The organism is Segatella copri (assembly GCF_026015625.1).
GTDB classification, from domain to species: Bacteria; Bacteroidota; Bacteroidia; order Bacteroidales; family Bacteroidaceae; genus Prevotella; species Prevotella copri_H.
Genome location: NZ_JAPDVG010000001.1, coordinates 1,883,117 through 1,903,685, shown reverse-complemented (window position 1 = coordinate 1,903,685; position 20,569 = coordinate 1,883,117). Strand labels below are relative to the sequence as shown.

The 20,569-nt window shown below is 44.5% G+C and carries 15 protein-coding genes and 1 tRNA gene; 7 read left to right on the top strand and 9 right to left on the bottom strand.

The genetic code is table 11. The annotated features are described in order from the left end of the window. Positions 1-101 precede the first annotated feature (101 nt). Together ONT19_RS08360 and ONT19_RS08355 are read right to left on the bottom strand one after the other, a co-directional pair. Positions 102-689: a BT4734/BF3469 family protein gene (locus ONT19_RS08360; RefSeq protein ID WP_167529920.1), complete on the bottom strand. Its 588-nt coding sequence runs from the start codon at positions 687-689 to the stop codon at positions 102-104. Next, positions 680-973: a helix-turn-helix domain-containing protein gene (locus ONT19_RS08355; protein WP_264964877.1), complete on the bottom strand. Its 294-nt coding sequence runs from the start codon at positions 971-973 to the stop codon at positions 680-682. The genes ONT19_RS08360 and ONT19_RS08355 overlap by 10 nt, the downstream gene beginning before the upstream one ends. A gap of 439 nt (positions 974-1,412) precedes the next feature. Here ONT19_RS08355 and ONT19_RS08350 point away from each other — a divergent pair, with 439 nt between their 5' ends. Next, entirely contained in the window at positions 1,413-2,303 is an 891-nt protein-coding gene (locus ONT19_RS08350) for an Abi family protein (RefSeq protein WP_264952741.1), read from the top strand. A gap of 26 nt (positions 2,304-2,329) precedes the next feature. Here the strand turns inward: ONT19_RS08350 and ONT19_RS08345 are convergent, their stop codons facing one another. Next, a complete protein-coding gene (locus ONT19_RS08345; RefSeq protein ID WP_264952743.1) occupies positions 2,330-3,496 on the bottom strand; it encodes a hypothetical protein in 1,167 nt (388 codons plus the stop codon). Then, positions 3,484-5,649, bottom strand: coding sequence for a Piwi domain-containing protein (locus ONT19_RS08340; RefSeq protein WP_153092896.1), 2,166 nt, complete (start codon positions 5,647-5,649; stop codon positions 3,484-3,486). Before ONT19_RS08340 ends, ONT19_RS08345 begins: the two co-directional genes overlap by 13 nt. A 643-nt stretch (positions 5,650-6,292) precedes the next feature. Here ONT19_RS08340 and ONT19_RS08335 point away from each other — a divergent pair. Next, on the top strand, positions 6,293-8,740 hold the full coding sequence (locus ONT19_RS08335) for a site-specific DNA-methyltransferase (RefSeq protein ID WP_264952745.1): 2,448 nt from the start codon (positions 6,293-6,295) through the stop codon (positions 8,738-8,740). Positions 8,741-8,747: 7 nt separating this feature from the next. Then, positions 8,748-11,267: a DEAD/DEAH box helicase gene (locus tag ONT19_RS08330; RefSeq protein WP_264952747.1), complete on the top strand. Its 2,520-nt coding sequence runs from the start codon at positions 8,748-8,750 to the stop codon at positions 11,265-11,267. 246 nt (positions 11,268-11,513) lie between these two features. Here the strand turns inward: ONT19_RS08330 and ONT19_RS08325 are convergent. The 5 genes from ONT19_RS08325 to potA form a co-directional block, all read right to left on the bottom strand. Then, positions 11,514-11,595, bottom strand: a tRNA-Tyr gene (locus ONT19_RS08325). A gap of 143 nt (positions 11,596-11,738) precedes the next feature. Next, positions 11,739-13,046, bottom strand: coding sequence for an ABC transporter substrate-binding protein (locus tag ONT19_RS08320; protein ID WP_264953086.1), 1,308 nt, complete (start codon positions 13,044-13,046; stop codon positions 11,739-11,741). Positions 13,047-13,126: 80 nt separating this feature from the next. Further along, positions 13,127-13,921 carry an ABC transporter permease gene (locus ONT19_RS08315; RefSeq protein WP_118201306.1) on the bottom strand — a complete coding sequence of 265 codons (795 nt, stop codon included), beginning with the start codon at positions 13,919-13,921 and terminating at the stop codon, positions 13,127-13,129. Between the two features lie 23 nt (positions 13,922-13,944). Further along, positions 13,945-14,730, bottom strand: a complete 786-nt coding sequence (locus tag ONT19_RS08310; RefSeq protein ID WP_153092901.1) for an ABC transporter permease — start codon at positions 14,728-14,730, stop codon at positions 13,945-13,947. 31 nt (positions 14,731-14,761) lie between these two features. After that, the gene (gene potA, locus ONT19_RS08305; RefSeq protein WP_264952748.1) at positions 14,762-16,165 is read right to left on the bottom strand and encodes a polyamine ABC transporter ATP-binding protein; all 1,404 of its coding nucleotides are present in this window, start codon (positions 16,163-16,165) and stop codon (positions 14,762-14,764) included. Between the two features lie 137 nt (positions 16,166-16,302). On the opposite strand from potA, the gene ONT19_RS08300 reads away from it, so the two are divergent. Genes ONT19_RS08300 through ONT19_RS08285 form a run of 4 tightly spaced genes read left to right on the top strand, consistent with a single transcriptional unit; the run spans position 16,303 to position 20,555 of the window. Next, entirely contained in the window at positions 16,303-16,968 is a 666-nt protein-coding gene (locus tag ONT19_RS08300) for a SprT-like domain-containing protein (protein ID WP_234563497.1), read from the top strand. 53 nt (positions 16,969-17,021) lie between these two features. Next, entirely contained in the window at positions 17,022-17,966 is a 945-nt protein-coding gene (locus tag ONT19_RS08295; RefSeq protein ID WP_264952749.1) for a hypothetical protein, read from the top strand. A 37-nt stretch (positions 17,967-18,003) separates the two neighbouring features. Continuing rightward, on the top strand, positions 18,004-19,497 hold the full coding sequence (locus tag ONT19_RS08290; RefSeq protein ID WP_264952750.1) for an MBOAT family O-acyltransferase: 1,494 nt from the start codon (positions 18,004-18,006) through the stop codon (positions 19,495-19,497). A 59-nt stretch (positions 19,498-19,556) separates the two neighbouring features. Continuing rightward, positions 19,557-20,555: a thioredoxin-like domain-containing protein gene (locus ONT19_RS08285; RefSeq protein ID WP_264952751.1), complete on the top strand. Its 999-nt coding sequence runs from the start codon at positions 19,557-19,559 to the stop codon at positions 20,553-20,555. Positions 20,556-20,569: the final 14 nt, after the last annotated feature.

Genomic DNA, 20,569 nt, shown 5'->3' with positions numbered 1-20,569 from the left:
TTTTTGATGTTTTTAATAACGTTATGATGCCATTTGAAAGGCATTTGAATTGGCTTTCCCTTCGGCCGCCGAACGCTGTTTCTTCACTCTTCGTTCTTCACTTAAAAAGGGCATACGAGTGGGTTCACGTAACAATGTCGGTCGTAGGGTAGGAAACAGGCTCGGCTCACGTTTTTGCAAGCAGGGTCAATGTCCACTCCATAGTTCAATCGAATGTAGTTTTGCAGAGCAAGAAACCAAGTTGCATGGTCAGCCTCTTGCAAGTCTATTGCTACGATGAGCTTCAGTCCATCACCCGAAGGACTGCGGAAGGCCAGTTCCAGTTCGAAGTTTTCCTTCATCACCTCATCGTGTATGAATTGCTGCTTGAGGTCTTCCACCTGTTCGTAACCGATGTGGTCGATGTCGATGCAGAGCAGACTGGAGTGCTGGATGAGACCTTGGTCGTTGCGACTGCTGAAGGTGCCGCTTGCTAGGATGTAGTCAAACTCCTTTGCCTTGAAAGCCTTGCGCTCTTTCTCGTCGGCAATGCCACGGAGCGTGTCCGTGGCTTGCTTGTAGAGCAGAGGGTTGGTGATGTAAGTCCAAAGATGGTAGATGCTCACACGGTTGTGGCTCAACACGTTAGAGATGGGATGTCGGTAATACTGCATCCGATGCTCGTGGAGTTGGTCAATGGTCATTGGCATGGTGTGCCTCCTTCCTTTGCTGGTTGCTCGACCTTTGGCATAACCTTGTCTTTTGGCATAGGCTTCACTCTGCTGTCTCTGTAGGATTCCTCCAAGAGTTGTTGCAGGTCGCTTTCCTTGTAGTAGCATCTTCCGCCCATCTTGGCGAAGGGCAGCTTGCCGTTGGAACGGAGCGTCTGCAAGGTACGCTGACTGATGTGAAACATCTCCATCACCTCATAGTTGTCGTGCCACTGGTCGAGTGGGGTGAGGGTAGGAGCTTGCACGGCTTGTGTAGACTGCACACTTTGCACGTTTTGCAAACCTTGCAAACTTTGCAAAGGCTGCAAGGTTAGTGTTGTGGCTGGTTGTGAGTCTTGTATGCCTGTGTCTTCTTTTTTGTACGTGCCATACTGTGCTTCAGGCATCATACTGTTTATTATGTCTTTTTTGTTCATTTTCCGAACCCTAACGATGTGACGTATGGATTCGGTTGCAAAAGAACTTGGTCTATCTTGGGCGACGAAGAAATGTATTCTGGTCTGTTTTGGCCTATTTTGGTCTGGTTGGTCTAAATAGGTCTAGCTCTAAGATTTTTACGGAAAACTAAAATTTTTAAAGAAATTCTCAAAAAAGTTTGGTAGATTCGAGAGAAAGTTGTATATTTGCAGCACAAGAACCCGCCAAGCCTCTTTTTAATGCTTAAATCGGCGGGTCGTTTTATTTTTGTATGTAAATTATGATATGCAGTACAATAAACAATATACAGCCCCATCAGAGCTATTAAGAATAATGGAAGGTAGAGGTTTGGATTGTTCGGATGTATCTGATGCCGAAGCTTTGCTAAAATCAATAGGTTATTACCGATTGAGTGGCTATTTGTACCCTTTTCTTAAAATTCCTAAGGAAGAGCATCTCTTTAAGGTAAAAAGCAGTTTGGGTAAGGCAATCCAACTTTATGACTTTGATAGGGATTTGCGTTTGTTGATATTTAACCAGATTGAGCGTATAGAGATAGCTGTAAGAAGTGCAATTGTTAATATATCGTGTGCAGAGACTAACGATGTGTTTTGGATGACTAACTCTTCTTGCTTTGCTCATCTTGACAAATTTTCTAAGACAAAATCACTGATAGATAAGGAACTACAGAATACACGTGAGGATTTTATAAATCATTTCAATCATGTTTACGACAATCCTTACCCTCCATCGTGGATGATTTCAGAAATCATTCCTTTAGTTGTATTGACGAGAATATATGAAAATATAGCTAGTAACCAGCTACGTAAGAAAATAGCAAGATATTTTGGCTTGACAGTTCCTGTTTTTATTTCTTGGATGACTATAATAACATTGACAAGAAATACTTGTTGCCATCATGCGCGCCTTTGGAACAGATATTTGTCTTTGCGTGCATTGGCAATGAATCGACCAAGCTTTCCGTGGGTGTCAAATGATGTCGTGCAAGGAAAGGTGTTCTTTACCCTTTGTATATTGAAGCATTTTATAGATGTGGTCTATCCTCGAAATTCTTTCAAGCAGGATTTAGTAGAGCTATTAAAGAAGTATCCAATTGTTGATACCAAAGCAATGGGGTTTCCTGAAAAGTGGCAAGAGCAACAGTTGTGGCAATAGCTGTACTATGTGTGAAACAAGTACGGCTATTGCACCTCATTTTTTATATTGGCATATTCTTGCTCTATGTCACCTGAGTATTGATACGGTTTCAGCGACTTGGAATTACGGTTTATTGCAAGTCTGTATTTCTTAAATGCTTCACCGTTTTGCCCCATGACAACCTTGGTGCAAAATTGGTCGTATGCAGTAAGTGTATATCCTGTCTCATATTTGTCCTTTATCCATGAGAAAAAGCCTAGATAGTCGAGCATGGCTGCGGCATGAGCAGGAGCATCAAGCATCTGCTCTATTAGCTTTATAGCTTTTTCTTTTCTTCGATTATCATTGTTGGAGTCAAGGGCGACAATCTTTGGCATTTTCAAGAATTCATATTGTGTAGTGTCCTCTAAGAATCTTTCTGCCTTGCTTAGAGGGCGTTTTTCTTTTTGTTTGTTCTCTTCTGTTGCCACAAGGGCGTCCTTGTGTCGTATGACGATATTCTCCTCTTGGATTTTATCTTTCTCATTTTGATATTTGTCAAATTCTTCTTCCGTTGGAAAGACTCCTTTCCATAGGAAAACGAAATCTCCAAAGTCATCGTCAAAGTCAAGGTTACCTTGGGTATATAACAGGGGAGAGAATGTTAGGATTAAACTGAAGTATAGTTCTGTGAGCATATTTTGTAGTAATACAGCGACGTTTTTATTCTTGCCAGCTTTACATGAATCTATCTCTTTGCTATAGTCTTTGATGGTGGTCATAAGGCTTTTTATCTCTGGTCGGACAAACCGATCGTCTTTCATAATGGAATGTAGTTCCACCAAAGCCCAAATGGTGCGTCGCTTTTCCAAGTCGAGAATGGTCTTGTACATTCTTAGTGTTGGAGTTGAAATTTCTGGGCATGTCATAATGTCTGACAATACAGCTTTATACACTCTCGTATATGAATCTATCTGTGTGGAGCGATTCAAGCAGCTTATAGTATTTCTCTGCTCTCGGTCTTTGTGATATATCTCCTTTACTTGGGTCAGACTATCAAGTGCGTTGATGATGTCTTTCTCCAGTTCTAGCAAATTGCCTCTTTCCTTAGTATGGCGCAAAAGGCGCATCAACAGAGACTGCTTCTCGAATGAAACAGTCTCTGTGATAAGGTTGGGGCGAAGCTCGCCCCTTAGTATTGATTCTGTGATGGGTAAAATCATAGCATCCAAAGATTATTTTTTCCAAACTCAGTTAATTGCCCATTCGGGAAATGTGGTACAAACTTAGCGACCAGTGCTGCATACGCAATGGTGATAGGCATACTTCGCATGGAAACAGATTTCCAGTTGATGCGAGTGGTCTGATAGGTCAAGGTGACAATCTCCTTGACGTCTTGTTCTGTCAATTCCTTTTTGTTCCGTCTTCCTGGCATGATGGAAATCTTGACAGGGAACGGTCTGAGAAACGGCATTTTTTCACCAAATCCACCATATCTCTCATTGTTGTATAAGAGGTATTCGTGGCAACCTTTACGAGTGCGGAGATGTATGTATGTGCCGCTTACTGGCATCAGCACGTTGGTGCACGATGTGTCGAAAGCCATTAAGTCCTCATTGTCCGTCTCTGTGACATGGATTACAATGACAGGACAACTAACTTGACAGGTTCGCAAGGCATCCTCTATGATGTCAGACTCTTCACGATTCAGCTTCTTGTGATAATAGATGATGAGGCGTGAGGGGTGCTTGAACTTTCCGTAGAAGTTCAATATAGCCTTGATAAGGGTGGCTCTCAACTCTTCGAAGTTGCCTTTGAGACAAGCATCAAAGTTGTGTAACTCTCCCTCTTTGTCGAGGCATACTGCTGATCCGATATATTGTTGGTTGATGCCATGCTCTCTGTAAGCACCGATTCCTACAATCATATCATTCTCTTGGCTAGGATAGGCTATCTTCCATGCTTTGCCCCCTTCTTTGCCGGCTATAGCTGCTGCGATGTTGGGCACCATATAATTGATAAAACTGTTCTCATCCACTCTCTTTTTGTGAATCACTTGTGAGCCAATGTTATATTTCATCAAGAGATACTTCATGTCGTAATAGAGGTGGTAATGAGGTGATGAGACATCATCTCTGTCTACGTCTGAAATGATGATAGCAAAGTATTTCTTGTCGTGCTCGAAGTTCATCGCCGTAAGATGGTTCTCTAGTTCCGCCAAAGCATGCTCGTCGTCAGAGAACATAAAGTTCATGCCATTTGCCCAGGCATGATTGCCCATCCATATCGTATGGTATAGATAATTGTTTGTGTCGATGTCATCTGGTGACAGGCGGTTTTTGGGAGCATTCTTGGAATCCTTTCCTTGTTGGAAAATGTAGTACAGACGCCAAAGGGTAAAATTCTGAGAACGTGGACAGATAAAGAAATGTCGATGTTCTGTAGGACGCTCTGCAGCTCCAAATCTCTTGAAGCAGTAGCCTGGACTAACATTTGTCTGGTTGTTGCCAAATCTCAGCATTTTGGCTTTTTCCTCGACGATGTTGATTTTCTCTTCAGCCAGTTGAATGAAGTGGGCGTTGTTGGGCAAATCCACTCCTACGCTTTCAGTGAAAGCTGGAATGTTTATCCATTTGGATATGAAATTTCTTATGCCGTTATATTTAGTAACATATTTGTTGCCATCTCGATGGTAGTGAGTAGGGATTTTGAGTCCGCTCTTGATGCTGTGGTTTACGATGGGGTATATTTTCCCATTTGTAGCCTCCATGTGGTGTTGTCCTATTTCTGATTTCTTCAGAATCATAGTTCCTGCGATGACACGAAATTGCTCATCTTGCAGGGACTGCAAGAGGTAAATAGGTGTTTTCCCGACAAGGGATTTGCTTCCTTGTGTAATATCTAGTTGCCAACCATCCTTTATCTGGTCATTGTATCTTATGGTCAAGCCATATCGCTGGTATGTCCAGTAATTGGTACCCTCGTCCGCTTCCTTGATGTAAACTTCTATGCCACCAATGAAATCCTTCTTGCAAGGACAACCATATTGTCGAAAGTAGCGAATGATTTTTCTATATAGGTATGCCTTGGTCAAGCGAATGTCTTCCTCCGTGTTGAGGTTGTCAAGAATTAGTTCTTTTAGGGAGTTTTTCGTATCCTTCAAGTTGGCTTCTAATTCATCTTCCCAGACAGGGAAGTATACCTCGTCTATGTTTTCAGGAGCATTGAGTTTTTTCCAAATAAGTGTGTCTCGCAATTTGCTGAAATGAACGCTCCCGCTCTTGATAGATTTTTGGAGGTTAGTGCATAGACCTCCTACACCAGCGAAAAGACTGATGGCTGTAGGCTCTTTCTTTACTTTTATAGCGAATGAATTGATTTCCATCCTTTTCTCTTTTTAAAATTTGATACTTGTCCTAGTTTGCCAGAGGCATCCTTAGACGTTTTTATTTTCGCAAAGTTACGGAAAATAGTTGAGATAAAAGCAATAATTGCAGAGAAAATGCAGAGAAAATTGAAAATTAATGAGTTATTCTAAATTTTATTATTAAATTTATTGCAAAATTTGGAATAAAGTACTTCTTTATTTGTAAATGTTTGCTTTTTCTTCGTTCTTTTCCATAAAATATTGTTGATTTTCAAATAATATTTGTATCTTTGCACTTGGATTTGGTTTTGGCCATTTCCAAGACATTTTAGTAAAAACAAAGCATTGACTATTATTTCGCGTTCACAAAGAAAAAGCCTGAGAAACTGATTTCTTTTCCGCAGAAGGAGTAATCGGAATGCTGTTTGCAGTGAAGCCTCTGTTTTAGAGGAAGTTTGCTCGTACACTCATGTGTATTGTTGATGTTCATACCTATACGGTGTGGACATCCGTTCCTACATGAGTGGCGGGTTTTCATTCTCAGGCTTCCCGTGAACGCGAAAGGAAAGGGGTCCGCACCTTTTTCTTTTCTCCATCCATGATGCTCTCTCCTTGCAGCAAGCCGTCTTGATAGTTGGATGCGACTTAAAATAACTATAAGATGGCAGCGATTAATGATTTAATTGCTCGAATACAAGATCCGGAACTTCGCCTTCATGTGGCAAAGGAGGTGAAAGAGCTGACCAAGCATAAAAAGTTTGGACTTGTGTTTGAGAATCATGTGCCAGAGATGACTTTGCTCTATGACTATCCTATCAGCCGTGGATGCAAGGTGATTCGCAAGGTGGATGATGACAAAAGGCTCACAGAGGATATTCTTTGGGAGGTGATGAGTGTGTGCCGTGGGATGGCTACTTGCCACCATTCTATAACAGGTGAGGAACTGCAAGTTTCTTGCCAAGACCTCATTTGTGTGGCAAAGAATGGTGAGCCTATTTACCCTTGCCTCAAATATGTGGACTCTGTTCAAAATGCTCCAGATAGCGGCCTTTGGCATACGTTGATAGAAGCGGACAATTTTTATGCTCTCCAGCTCTTGGCTTATCTTTATCCGCAACAGGTGGATTGTATCTATATAGACCCTCCTTACAATAGTGGTGCTACCGACTGGAAATACAACAACAATTATGTGGATGGAAACGATAGTTACCGTCATAGCAAGTGGTTGGCTATGATGGAGAGTCGGCTGTTGCTTACCAAGAAATTGCTGAATCCTAAGAATTCGGTGCTGATTGTAACTATTGATGAAAAGGAGTATTTGCATCTTGGATGCTTATTGGAGGAAATGTTTCCTGAGGCAAATATTCAGATGGTGAGTAGCGTAATAGCACAAAGTGGTGTGGCTAGAAGTAATTCCTTTTATCGAACAAACGAGTTTCTTTATATAGTACAATTTGGGGATAGTGCTGTTCAAAAATTACCTTTATCCGAAGAATGGGAGTTAGGGAAAAATAAAAGTCAAGGTGCTCAAGGTATAGTTTGGAATCAATTAAGAAGAACAGGAACTAATAGCTTAAGAACAGATAGGCAAAATTTGTTTTATCCTATCATTTTCAATGAAAATGCCTCTCAAATCTTGGACATAGGCGAAGCTATGCCTTTGTCAGAACATCCTTCTTCTGTAATGGAGAAAAAGGCTAATCGTTTGTATTTATGGCCAATTAGACCGAATGGAACAGAAGGAAACTGGCAATTAGGGAAAGATGAATTAAAGGAACGTTTGTCTAAAGGTTATATAAAATGGGGAAAAATTACGAATACGGGTATCTATGTTACTTTTTTAAAAAGGGGAAGCATACAAAAAATAGAAGATAAAGAAGTAAATGTTGTTGGTAGGGATGTTGTAAGTGGAACAGTACTTGTTGATAATTCCAATTATTCTAGGTCTTTTATTCCTGGAACACAATGGAATATTGCAAATCATGATGCTAGTTATAAAGGGACACAACTTTTGTCTAAATTTATCGGTAATCGTTTTCCATTCCCGAAATCCCTCTATGCCGTTCATGACGTCATCCGTTTCTTCGTTGCCAACAACCCAAACGCTCTCATCCTCGATTTCTTCTCGGGCAGTGGTACAACCCTTCATGCTGTTAATCTCTTGAATAAGGAGGATGGCGGACATCGCCGTTGCATCATGGTGACCAACAATGAGGTGAGTGCCGAGGAGGAAAAGGCATTCCGAGCCAAAGGTTTGCACAAGGGTGATGAGGAATGGGAGAAGTTTGGCATCGCTCGCTATGTGAACTGGCCTCGTACAAAATGCTCCATTCTTGGTGTGGATGTGAATGGAAACCCAATCCAGGGAGATTACATTACTTCCAATACGGAAGAGAAGGTGGTAAAAAGAAGTATCAAGCAAATTAGCCTTGACCTTCGTGATGATTCCTTGGGAACAAAATTGAAGAAACAAATCGTTGGCTTGATTGGCGACAAGAAAATGCCACAAAATGCGGTTAAGGCTGAATGCCCATATCTTGTGCCAGAGGATGCTAATAATGCAATCCTCTTCGACGTTACCAAGATAGACGGGTTTATGGAGGATATTCATGAGAGTATTGATACCATCTACGTGGTTACTTCTAATAATAAGGCATTCACCGCAGCCAAGAAGGAACTGGATGAGTTGCCCGAAAAGATAAAGACTGTACCTGTTACGATTCCGATGGCTGAAGGCTTTGTTGCAAATGCGGCTTACTATAAGTTGACTTTCCTTGATAAAGATAAGGTTTCGCTTGGCGCCCAGTTGAACGAACTGCTGCCTATCTTGTGGATGAAAGCAGGTGCCCATGGTGTGTGTCCTACTCATGTGGATGGTGAGTTTATGGTATTTCCCGAGAACAAGATGGCTGTCTTGAACGATGAGTTTGCCATAGACGAGCTGAAAGAGGCATTGCGGGACAAGCCAGAGGTGGAGACCGTTTACATCATCGAAGATAGTGAGGAGAATTATCGCACGTTGGCTGCAAGTCTGAATGTTAAGCAGACTTATCAGCTTTACCGTGACTATCTCGACAACTTTAAGATTAATATAGAAAGAAAACAATAAGGCACGTATGTTAGTAGATTTATTTGAATTTCAGAATAAAGCACTTGGCAGTCTGCGAGAGCGACAGGTGAAGGCACAGCGTCGCTATAAGCAAGATGGTGAGAAGAGCATCATACCTTTTACAGCCCCTACGGGTGCTGGCAAGACCATCATCATGTCTGCATTCATCGAGGCTCTCTATACTGGAGACACCTATCAAGGGACTCAGAATGATGCCATCGTGCTATGGATAAGCGATGCACCTGAACTGAACGAGCAGAGTAAGGACAAACTCTACAAAGTGGCAGACAAGTTGAGAAATCGCCAAGTTGTGACTATAGATGAGCAGAACTTCAAGGCCGACAAACTTCAGTTGGGTACCATTTATTATGTGAATACCCAGAAATTTGGGGTAAACAGCAATCTTGTGAAGTATAGCGATAGCCGTAACTATACAGGTTGGGACTTTATGCGCAACACGATAGAGGAGTATGGTGACAAACTTGTGGTTATCATTGATGAGGCTCATCGTGGTGCCAAGCCCAATGAGATTGGTACGCAGATGAGTATCATGCAGAAGTTTGTTCTCGGTTCGGAGGCAGACAATATGCCGTCCATGCCATTGATAATCGGCATGAGTGCCACCTTGGAACGATTCAATGAATTGGTGAAATCTGCTGATTCTACGCTGTTGCCTAAGGTGGAGGTTACTCCCGATGAGGTGCGTGCGTCAGGCTTGTTGAAGGATGAGATCAAAATACACCATCCTCAGACAGGAGAGGCTTTCGCCGAGATGACCTATCTGGCGGAAGCCGCAAAGGACTGGAAAAGTAAATGCCAGCATTGGGAGGCGTATCGTCAACATGAGGATGTAGAAGTGAGACCAGCCTTGGTGGTTCAGGTAAAGAACAAAAAGGATGATAAGTTGTCTGAGACCAACCTCGATGAGTGCTTGCGCATCATTGAGGCTCATACCGGGATTTCATTGAGAAGTGGTGAAGTGGTACATACTTTCGACACCAAGGAATCCATAACTGTCAATGGGCTTGAAGTGCGTTATCTCGACCCTTCACGAATATCGGAGTCCAAGGACGTAAAAGTCATCTTTTTCAAGGATAATCTTTCCACAGGTTGGGATTGTCCAAGGGCTGAGACGATGATGTCGTTCAAGGTGGCATCAGGTTACACCAACATCGCCCAACTGCTAGGAAGAATGGTGCGCACTCCTTTGCAGAAACGAATAGAGACTGATGATACTTTGAATGAAGTACAGCTTTTCCTTCCTAATTTTGATGCGGTTACCGTAGAACGGGTGAAGCGAGAATTGGAAGGTACGATTCCTACTCATGTGGAAACCAATCCTTCGCCTAAGCAGGTATTGAAACTTAGGGGCAACTTGCCTTGTGGACTTTCACGACAGGAAGTGTTCGAGGCTATCAATGCCGCTCGGATAGATAATTATGCGATACCGCAAAAAAGCGTTACGGATTATCGAAAAGCTCTTTTCAAACTTTGCCATTTGGTGGTTCGCACTCGATTGTGCAGAGATGCTGTCAATAAGCTGAAGAATGATATCGTCGGTCAGATAACTGATTTCGTCAAGGATTTGCAGGATGCTGGGACTTACCAGCAGACGATGGAGAAAATCCGCACCATGAACGATGTGGTGTTAGCTTTTGATGCCTTGGGCAAAAGCGCAAAAGAGGGCGAGGATGGCAAACTCATTCTTTCAGAGTCAGATATAGATACTTGGAGCGAGAATGTGGAAACACGTTTTGGAAAAGACGGCGTGCTGAATGCTTATCGCAAGGCTCGCCTGGATGAGTATGACAATACTGAACTGCGTTTGCAATTTATCCTCTACGCCTGCAATCAGTCGTGTATGGAACAACTTGATAAGTATTGCAAGGAAGCGTTTCATAAGTATGTCAATCAGTATCGTCAAAAATTAGAGACTTTTGGGGAGGGAGTGAAGCGTGAATATGAGAAAATAGTAAAGGTTCATGTTTCCACGTCGCCCTTCGATTTGACTCTACCAGACTTAATGGTTACGAGCAAGCATCCCGATGGAACTGTTTGTACAGACCATCTATATGCGGATGGAGATGGAAAGGCTGTATTTAAGTTGAACGAGTGGGAGCTAGAGGTTCTCGATGTCGAAAGACAGAAGAAAGGTTTTGTTTGTTGGGTTCGCAATATTCCCAACAAGGAAGGTTCTCTATGCTTTCAGTACCGTTTGGGCACAGAACTTAAGGCGCATTTCCCAGATTTTATCATAGTACGTCGTGTGAATGACAACTTTGAATTCATATTGCTTGAGCCACATTATACTGGTTATGCAGACTCAGTGCCGAAGTTGAAGGGAATGGTAGAGTATTCTGAACGTTGTACCACGGTAAGTCGCAATGAGATGGTGCGTATCGTGGATACTGCTACAGGTAAGAAAGTGGAATCGCTCGATGCTGCTTCTTCCTCGGTTCGTGACGACATCAAGTATTTGATTGGACTAGAAGATTTGAACAATTTGTTTAAAAAGTATAAAAATTAGAGAATCAGGAGGCAATGATAAAGTGAGAGTTTTTGCCTCCTGTTTTAGCTTTTTAGTTCTTCAAGCACCCAATAGGCACCACCGTATGCGGAACCGCATGTACGGTGGTGTGAGAGGTCGGTAAATGCGAAAATAGGAGACAAACGCCTACGATTAGTGTTTACCTCCTACTCGATTGTATAAAAAAAGTCCGGCTCTCTCTCGAAAGTCGGACTCTTAAATTTTTGAGTTATTTTTTGGGAAAAGTGGGTAGTGATGGATTCGAACCACCGAAGGCATAGCCAGCAGATTTACAGTCTGCCCCATTTGGCCACTCTGGTAACTACCCAAAAGCTTTATGTCTCAAAAGCGAGTGCAAAGGTAATGCTTTTATTTGATATTACCAAATTTTTTCGGCACTTTTTTCTCTTTTCCTTCAAAAAATGTTCATTTTCCCCTATAAAATAGGTTTTTCCCCTCTCTTTTACTTTTTTACCCTTTTACCTTTACCACATGTCTTCTGCGGTGTTTCCTCGACAGCCTTCTGTGCTTGTAATGCTCATACTTCTTGATGGCAACGAATACCGTGAGGGCAAGGACTACGGCTAACAGGAAGATAACGATGCCGCCGCCCAGATTGTCTCCCTTCACCTTCGACCACATATCCAATACCTCGGGAGTATGATCGCCGGCATCATGAATCATGGCGCATCGGGCTACTATGCTGCTGTCTGGATACATGATAGGGTTGAGATGGGCATTCTTGCCTTCCTCGCCAAAGAAGTAGGCCAGATTTACAGGTTTGGGATAAGCCTCAGTATCGCTCATAGCTTCTAATACCTTTTTGCCTGCCACGCTGCTCACATATCCTGTAGTCTCCATATTAGCGAGTGCCACGTCTTCCTGACAGAGATAGTTGATGAAATAGGCGGCAGCCTTCGGATTGCGGGAATATTTAGGGATTACCCAACCGTCGAACCATACATTGCTTCCTTCTTTCGGTACCTCATATCCCAGTTCTACACCCACTTTTCCGGCTTCTTCAATAGCCCAGACGGCATCACCGCTCCAGGTCATGTTGAGATAGGCTTTGCCTTTGGTCATGGTCTCCTTGCCGAAGTCGGCTTCCCATCCTTCTATGTTTGGTTTCAGAGCTTTCAACTCTTTCTCTACTGCGGCTATGGCAGCGGGTGAATAGTCGTTCATCAACTGTGGTACGGTCACCTTGCCTGCTTCCAGGTCTTTACGATGTGTCCAGATGAGTGCGGTGCCATAGGAGTCGCGGTAGGAATCCTTCATCAGGAGTTTGCCCTGATATTTTCTGTTCCATAAAGTTCCCCAGGTCTGTGCATCATTTATAGGTACGTGTACCTTATTATATAGGATGCCACAGGTTCCCCACATGTAAGGCACGGCATAATGGTGGGCGATGCGGCCATTGTTGGAGGTGGCATCTATCTGCTCAACAATGTATGGTGATACGTTGCTGATATAGTTGGGCGTCTTGCCGAAGGCTGTGTCGATAGGCAGGAGAAGGTCTTTGCGGAGCATGCGCTCGATGATATATTCTGACGGGCATACCACGTCGTAGTCTTCATGACCTCGCTCTATCTTGGTAAGCATCACCTCATTGATGTCGAAGGTCTGGTAGATGACTCGGATTTTCTTGCCGGTCTGCTGTTCATACCATTTCGGGAAGTTGGCAAGAACGTCTTCATCTATATAATCAGCCCAGTTGTAAACCTTCAGAATCTCCTCGCGGTTCTCTTTGTTGTAACAGGAAGAGAGCGGCAGAATCATCAGCAGGCAAAGAAAGGGAAAGACGATGGTCTTAACTCCTTTTACTCCACTGACTCCTAATAATATCTTGTTCTTCATTCTCATTTCTTCTTATTTTTCTCAGAACGTTTGTTGATGATAATCAGCATCACCAGTACCAGTACGAAGATGATGGTACTCAGCGGACGAAGTTCTGGGGTCAGTCCTCCCTTTCTGGCATCGGCATAGATGAATGTGGAGAGGGTTTCCAGACCTTCGTTACCTATCGTGAAGATGGTGACGGCGAAGTCATCGATACTCATCGTGATGGCAAGCATGAAACCGGAAATCATACCCGGCAATATCTCTGGGATGATGACCTTGCGAAGTGCCTGCATCGGAGAGGCGCCCAGATCGAGTGCCGCCTCATAGAGGTTCGGATTCATCTGCTTCAGTCTTGGCATCACACTCAGGATAACGTATGGCAGACAGAAGGTGATATGCGAGAGTACTACGGTAGTATAGCCCTGCGGAATGCCCAGCGTGATGAAGAGCAGGAAGAGCGAGATACCGATGATGATGTCGCCGTTGAGTATCGGAATGTTGTTGACAAACTGTATGGCGTTACGTGCATAGCGGTTGCGCAGGTTGTAGATGCCGATGGCTGTCAGGGTTCCGAAGAGCGTGGATACGGTTGCGGTAATCAGGGCGATGGTTACGGTATTGACCAGTGCCGCTGTGAGCGAATGGTGCGTGCCTTCTGCAAAGAGATTCTTGTAGAGCTGCAGCGAGAAACCCGTCCAGTTGCCCATCACCTTCGCTTCGGTAAACGAGAAGATAATGATGATGAAGATAGGGGAGTAGAGTAGCAGCAGGAGCAACCAGAGATATCCTTGGCAGAATACTTTCTTCATCATATCCTTACTGAATAATGACTGCATCATCTGATACCTCCTTCCTGTTTACTGCCATCACCTGCGATGAGGGTAGAGGCGCCGATGAGGAAGAGCATGATGAGCGAGAGGGCTGCACCGTAGTTCCACATCGAATTGTTGATGTTCTCCTGGATGGTGGTACCGAAGAGCTTGATGTTGTTCATCGTCAGCAGTTCGGAGATAGCGAAGGTAGAGATGGTTGGCATGAATACCATCAGAATGCCACTCGCTACGCCCGGCATGGAGAGGGGCAGGATGACCTTGAAGAACTGCTGCCAAGGCGATGCTCCCAGGTCTTCGGCTGCTTCGATATAGCTGCGGTCCATCTTCTGCAGGGTGTTGTAGATAGGGTAAATCATGAATGGGATGAAGTTGTAGACCATACCGAACAGGAGGGCACCCTCACCCAGCTGAAGGTCGGCAAAATCGAAGAGGGCCACGGTGGCAAGTGTGCGCACCAGGATGTTTACCCACATCGGCAGAATGAAGAGCATGACGATGGTGTTGGCATACTTCATTCTGGTTTGTGTCAGAATATAGGCGGCCGGATAGCCCAGCAGAATGCAGAGCAGGGTGTTGAGAAAGGCGATGCCTATCGAATACACAAAGGTGTTGATGGCTTCGGGGTGTGCCAGGAACTTCTGGAAGTTGTAGAGCGTCAGGGCTCCGTTCTCATCGGTAAATGCGAACACTACGATGAGAAGCAATGGCAGTACCACAAATATCGCTGCAAAGATGGCGTAAGGTATCGACCAGCTTTGTCGCGAAGAGATAAACTTGATAATGTTCAATTTATAATTGATAATTAGGAATTAATAATTTTTATTCAAACGAAATATTCTCCTGAGGAATGGTGATAGCCACATGATCGCCTAAATCCCATACATCCTGTGTATCTACATAGAGCTTCTCGCCCCAGTCGGTATCGATGGTGAGATGATAGTGGTCGCCCTTGTAGAGAATGAAGCTGATGTCGCCTGTAAAGGTTCCTTCGCTCTCGTTGTCGAAGAGTTCTATCTTGTTGAAAGGTACGTTCACCCGGATGGTTTCGTTTCCGTTTTCATCGGTCTGAATCTTGTCCTTTATTTCTTCCGGAATCTCCATCTGGTATTCGCAGCCCAGGAATTCTATCGTTCCGTCGCCGTTTACCTTTGCATCGAAGGTGTTGGTGATGCGCTCCTTCTTCATGATGTGAATATTGTCGGGTATCACGCTCATTCCTATCGTCTGACCTACTTCGAAATGCTTGTAGTTCTGGATGAGAAATTCGTTGCCCTTCTCGGTTTCTGCCAGCATCTCGTAGTGTACTCCCTTGAAGATGGAAGAGGTTATCTTGCCCACAAACTGGGCATGGGCGGTATCGGTGGAAACTTCGATATCCTCAGGACGTATCACGACATCCACTTCCTGGTTGCAGCCGAAGCCCTTGTCTACACAAGGCAGTTCAGTACCTGCCACATTCACCAGACAGTCGTGGACCATCGTTCCGCAGAGAATATTGCTCTCGCCGATAAAGTCAGCAACAAAAGCATTGGCTGGTTCGTTGTAGATATCGGTTGGTGTACCTATCTGCTGTATCTCTCCCTCGCTCATCACTACGATGGTGTCGCTCAGGGTGAGGGCCTCTTCCTGGTCGTGGGTAACGTATACGAAGGTAATGCCCAGGCGTTCGTGCATCTGCTTCAGCTCCAGCTGCATGTCTTTACGCATCTTGAGGTCGAGTGCTGCAAGCGGTTCATCCAGGAGAAGAACTTCCGGTTCGTTGACGATGGCACGGGCGATGGCAATACGCTGCTGTTGACCGCCCGAAAGCGAGTTGACATCACGATATTCATAATCACTCATGTTTACCATCTTCAGGGCACGTTTTACCTTCGGCAAAATCTCTTCCTTCGGTGTGTTCTTGAGCTTCAAACCGAAGGCGATATTGTCGTAAACGTTGAGATGAGGGAACAGAGCGTATTTCTGGAATACCGTGTTTACATTTCGCTTGTAAGGAGGAAGGTTAGTAATATCGTTGCCGGCGATGGTAATGATGCCTTCGCTGGCGGTTTCAAACCCTGCCAAAAGTCTTAATAATGTCGTTTTTCCGCATCCCGAAGGACCCAGAATGGTCATAAATTCGCCCTTTCTCACATAGAGATTGATGTTGTTGAGGGCTGTTTTCTCGCCAAATCTTTTCGACACATTCTTAATATCTATGATATGTTGTGCTGTCTTGTTCATTTTTGTTGTAAATTTGCGTGCAAAGTTACGCATTTTTCGATAAATATTGAAAGAAACAAAGAAAAAGTTGTATCTTTGCAAACGTTTTGTAGTATCTGATATACAGAACTGAATAATTATTGAATAAATATACATACATGATTGTTACAATAGAATGGATGGAGGAGTGGTTCAGTCGGTTCGACCAGGAATATTTCGGGGGAAAGCTGCCTGTTCCTGAACTCGGACTTACTCATGCCAAGACTCGGTTGGGGCAACTTGCCTATAAGCGGGCCTCCAGATGGGGACGCACCAAACTCTACGATTTCAAACTCTCCATGTCTACTTATTATGATATGACCGACAAGCAGGCAAAGAGTGTCTTGCTCCACGAGATGATACATTACATCATCGGTTATACGGGACTGAAAGATACCTCGGCTCACGGGGTTGTGTTCAAGGGGCTGATGGATAAGCTCAACAGCCAGTATGGCTGGGATATCAGAGTATCGACATCCACCAAGGGGTGGAAGGTAAGCGAAACCGTAAAAAGCAGAAAAGAGAAGAAGGGACCGCAAATTTATCTGATGCTTGCCATCGAGATGAATGATGGAAGACATTATCTCTCGAGAGTGAATCCGAGTTTTGCCCGTCGCATCGAAAATCAGCTGAAGACGGTCAGGGAAGTGGTTTCTCATCAGTGGTATACTACGATGGAGAACTATTTCGAAGACTATCCGCAGGTGCGCAGCTTGAGAGGAAGGCGCATCTCGAAGGCCGATTTCGGAAAGTTGCTCAATGTGCTCACTCCCTTTCAACTGTAATGTCGGGCGAATGTATAAGAAAAAGAATAACCAAAACTCATTAAAGATATAAAATGAAAGAAACCTGGAAAATGATAGCCCTGCTGGCAATAGCCATTGGAGGACTGCTGGCTTATGCCTTTATTCCAGAGCAAGTGGCTGAAAACATTCCGCTGAAACAGATTGGAATGGATGCGCTCACCGGTAAAAGCGAGGCAGAGCTTGCTGAAGAGGAAAAGGCTGACAGCATGATAAAGGAACCCGTGGATACGGCGGCGCAGCGAGTACTGATCTTCGGCGACTCGATGTCGGAATATCTAGGTCTGCGACTGGCTGATTATGCCAACAAGAACGGTCATAAACTCACCTGTATTACCTGGGTGAGTTCGGGCACCAGAAACTGGGCTGCTACCGATACCCTGCAGCATTATATCCAACGTATCAAACCTACCCATGTCTTTGTATGTCTGGGCAGCAACGAACTGTATACGGCTGATATGAAGGGATGTGAAAAACGCATCCGTGCCATCTTGAGCAAGATAGGTAATATTCCGACGATATGGATTGGTCCGCCAAACTGGTGTGAGGATAATGGATATAACAAACTCCTCCGTGAGGTGATGGGACCACGAGGCTATTATCCTAGTTACAAACTTACCTTCGAACGCCAGAAAGACGGCCGGCATCCGACTATGGCTTCATCTGCCATGTGGATGGATAAGATAGTTGAATGGATGAATAGCGGTCATTGTGTGCATCCGTTCCGTTTGGAAATGCCGGATAAGCGTGACCGCAGATACAGACAGATTACCATCTTGCCTCCTGGAACCAAACACAGGGCTGACAGTACGGCTGTGAAGAAGGATTCTCTTTCTAGGCCTGTAGAGGGAACTGTGCCTGAAACCACAGAAAGTCCTGCTGCAACCAAGGAACCTGCAACTGCAGGAAAAACGTCTCCGGCTGCTGCTGACAAGACGGTTCCAGCGGTAAAGCATGTAAACCATAAAGATTCCGTATAAGAAAGAGTTCAATAAATAATATCTTCAGAACAGACAAATGAATTATTCAACATTCGAAATAAGTGCCTTGTGGCATTGGATAGAGCGGCTGTTTGTTTATCAGGCAGATTCTCCGCTGATGATGGGCAGCATTCCGTTTGCGCTGCTCTTCATCTTCTTCCTTGCCATTTATATCCTGCTCAAGAGCTATTCGCGCACAGCTATGATGATGTATGTCATCTGCTTCAGCCTTTTCTTTGCCTATAAGGTGAACGGAATGGTGATGTGGATGCTGCCGCTTACGGCTTGCATCAATTATGCCGTAACCCAGGAAATGAGACTGCATGAGGGGAAGGCGCGCAAGGCGCTGCTCACCTTCGTAGTGCTTGTAGACCTGGCTCTGCTGTGCTATTTCAAATATACCAATTTCATCATTGGCGATGTAGTCAACGAGATGTTCAGCACCAACTTCTCCCTGCAGTCTATCGCTCTGCCTGTAGGTATCTCGTTCTATACCTTCCAGGCTATCAGCTATGCGGTAGATACCTATAAGCGCAAGTTTGACATGGAAGTAACGCTCCTGGAGTATTGCTTCTATCTCACCTTCTTTCCGCTGCTGATGGCGGGTCCTATCACCCGTGCCGCCAATCTGATACCCAGACTGAAACGAAACGAACAGGCTTCCAGCAGAATGCTGTGGACGGGACTCTTCCTCATCATGTTGGGACTGGTCAAGAAGAATATGCTGAGCGATTATATCGCACAGTTCAACAACTGGGTGTTTGATGCGCCGCAAACCTTCTCGGGTTTCGAGAATCTGGCAGCGCTCTTCGGCTATCCTGTACAGATTTTCCTCGATTTCTCGGGATACAGCGATATGAGTATCGGTGTGGCAGCCATTCTGGGTTTCTATCTGCCCGACAACTTCTATTTCCCTTACCGTTCACTCTCGGTTACCGAGTTCTGGCGTCGCTGGCACATCTCGCTTTCCTTCTGGTTCCGCGATTATGTGTATATTCCGCTGGGTGGAAACCGGAAGGGAAAGGTGCGCATGTATTTCAACAACTTCCTCACCATGCTGGTGGCAGGCTTATGGCATGGCTCTTCCTGGATGTTCGTCATCTGGGGTGCTCTTCATGGTTTCGGACTTGTGGTGCATAAGTTCTTCAGCCGTCAGTTGGGCATAAGCATTCCCCGTACGCTGGCTGGCAATTTTCTCAGCTGGCTCATCACCTATTTATATATATGCTTTGCGTGGTCTTTTTTCCGTGCCAAGGATTTGGGTGTGTTGGGGAAGATGTATGATAAGGTGGCAAATGATTTCAGCATCGATTATCTGGTGCCTTTCTTCCATGCCCGTCCTGCCTGGACGCTTTGCATCATAGGTGTCATGCTGAGCTATCTCTTTACCGAGCGCCAGTATCACCGTCTTCAGGCGCGGTTCATCCTTCTGCCTTGGGTGGCTAAACTGCTGCTCTTCATCATCTGTCTGCAGATGGTAGTTGAGGTTTCTCAGGAGAGTGTACAGCCGTTCATTTATTATCAGTTCTAGTCTCGATGGTTAATATTAATATATATATTTGAAGTAACAGACATAAACAGAAAAATTGTATGAAGAAACTATTATTCTTTTTGCTCCTGATGACGGCTGTCGTCGGTAGAGCACAGACATCGCTTGACTTGCTGCCTGTAGGCACCGAGGCTCCCGACTTCACGATTACTGACAGTAAGACGGGGAAGAAAATCTTCCAGCTTTCAGATAAGAAGACTCAGAGGGATAAAGACGGAAAGACGGTTCCAGGTGTCTGGACCATGCTCGATTTCTGGGCTTCCTGGTGTCCAGACTGCAGAAGAGACATGCCGATGGTGAAGGCTATCTGTGACAAATACAATACCAAGATCCAGGTAGTGGGTGTTTCTTTTGATACCGATGAGGCGAAGATGAAGAAATATCTGGGTGATAATCAGTATACCTGGTTGCAATACTGTGAGTTTAAGAAATGGAAGGAAACAAAGATTTCCAAGGATTATCACATCTTATGGATTCCTACCTCTTATCTGATCAATCCGGAAGGTAAGGTTGCATTCTCTACCGTGAAGGCGGAGGAGATGATGAAGAAACTGGATTCGCTCGACCAGGCAGGAGCATTGAAACCTGCTCAGGTGCAGACTGCTCTCAAGAAGGTGTATAATGAAAGCATCGATCCGATGGCTCAGATTGATGAGGCTTTGGCTAAAGCCAAGAAGAATGGCAAGTTTGTTATCTGTCAGGTAGGTGGTAACTGGTGCCCATGGTGCTTGAAGTTTGCCGATTTTGTAGAGAAGAATGCTGCGGTCAACAAGATGGTGAATGATCATTTCGAATATATTCATGTGAACTACAATCGCAGAAAAACTGCCGGTGATGCGGCGGTGAAGAAGGCTGAGCAGCTGATGAAGCGACTGAACAATCCTCAGCGTTTCGGATTCCCGGTCTTTGTGGTGCTCGATGAAACCGGAAAGGTTCTCCATATCCAGGATTCCAGTTTCCTGGAAGAAGGTAAGGGATATAACGAAGAAAAGGTGCTCAGATTCCTGAAGAGCTGGACACCTCAGGCTATTAAAGGATAAAGAAAGAGGGTGTG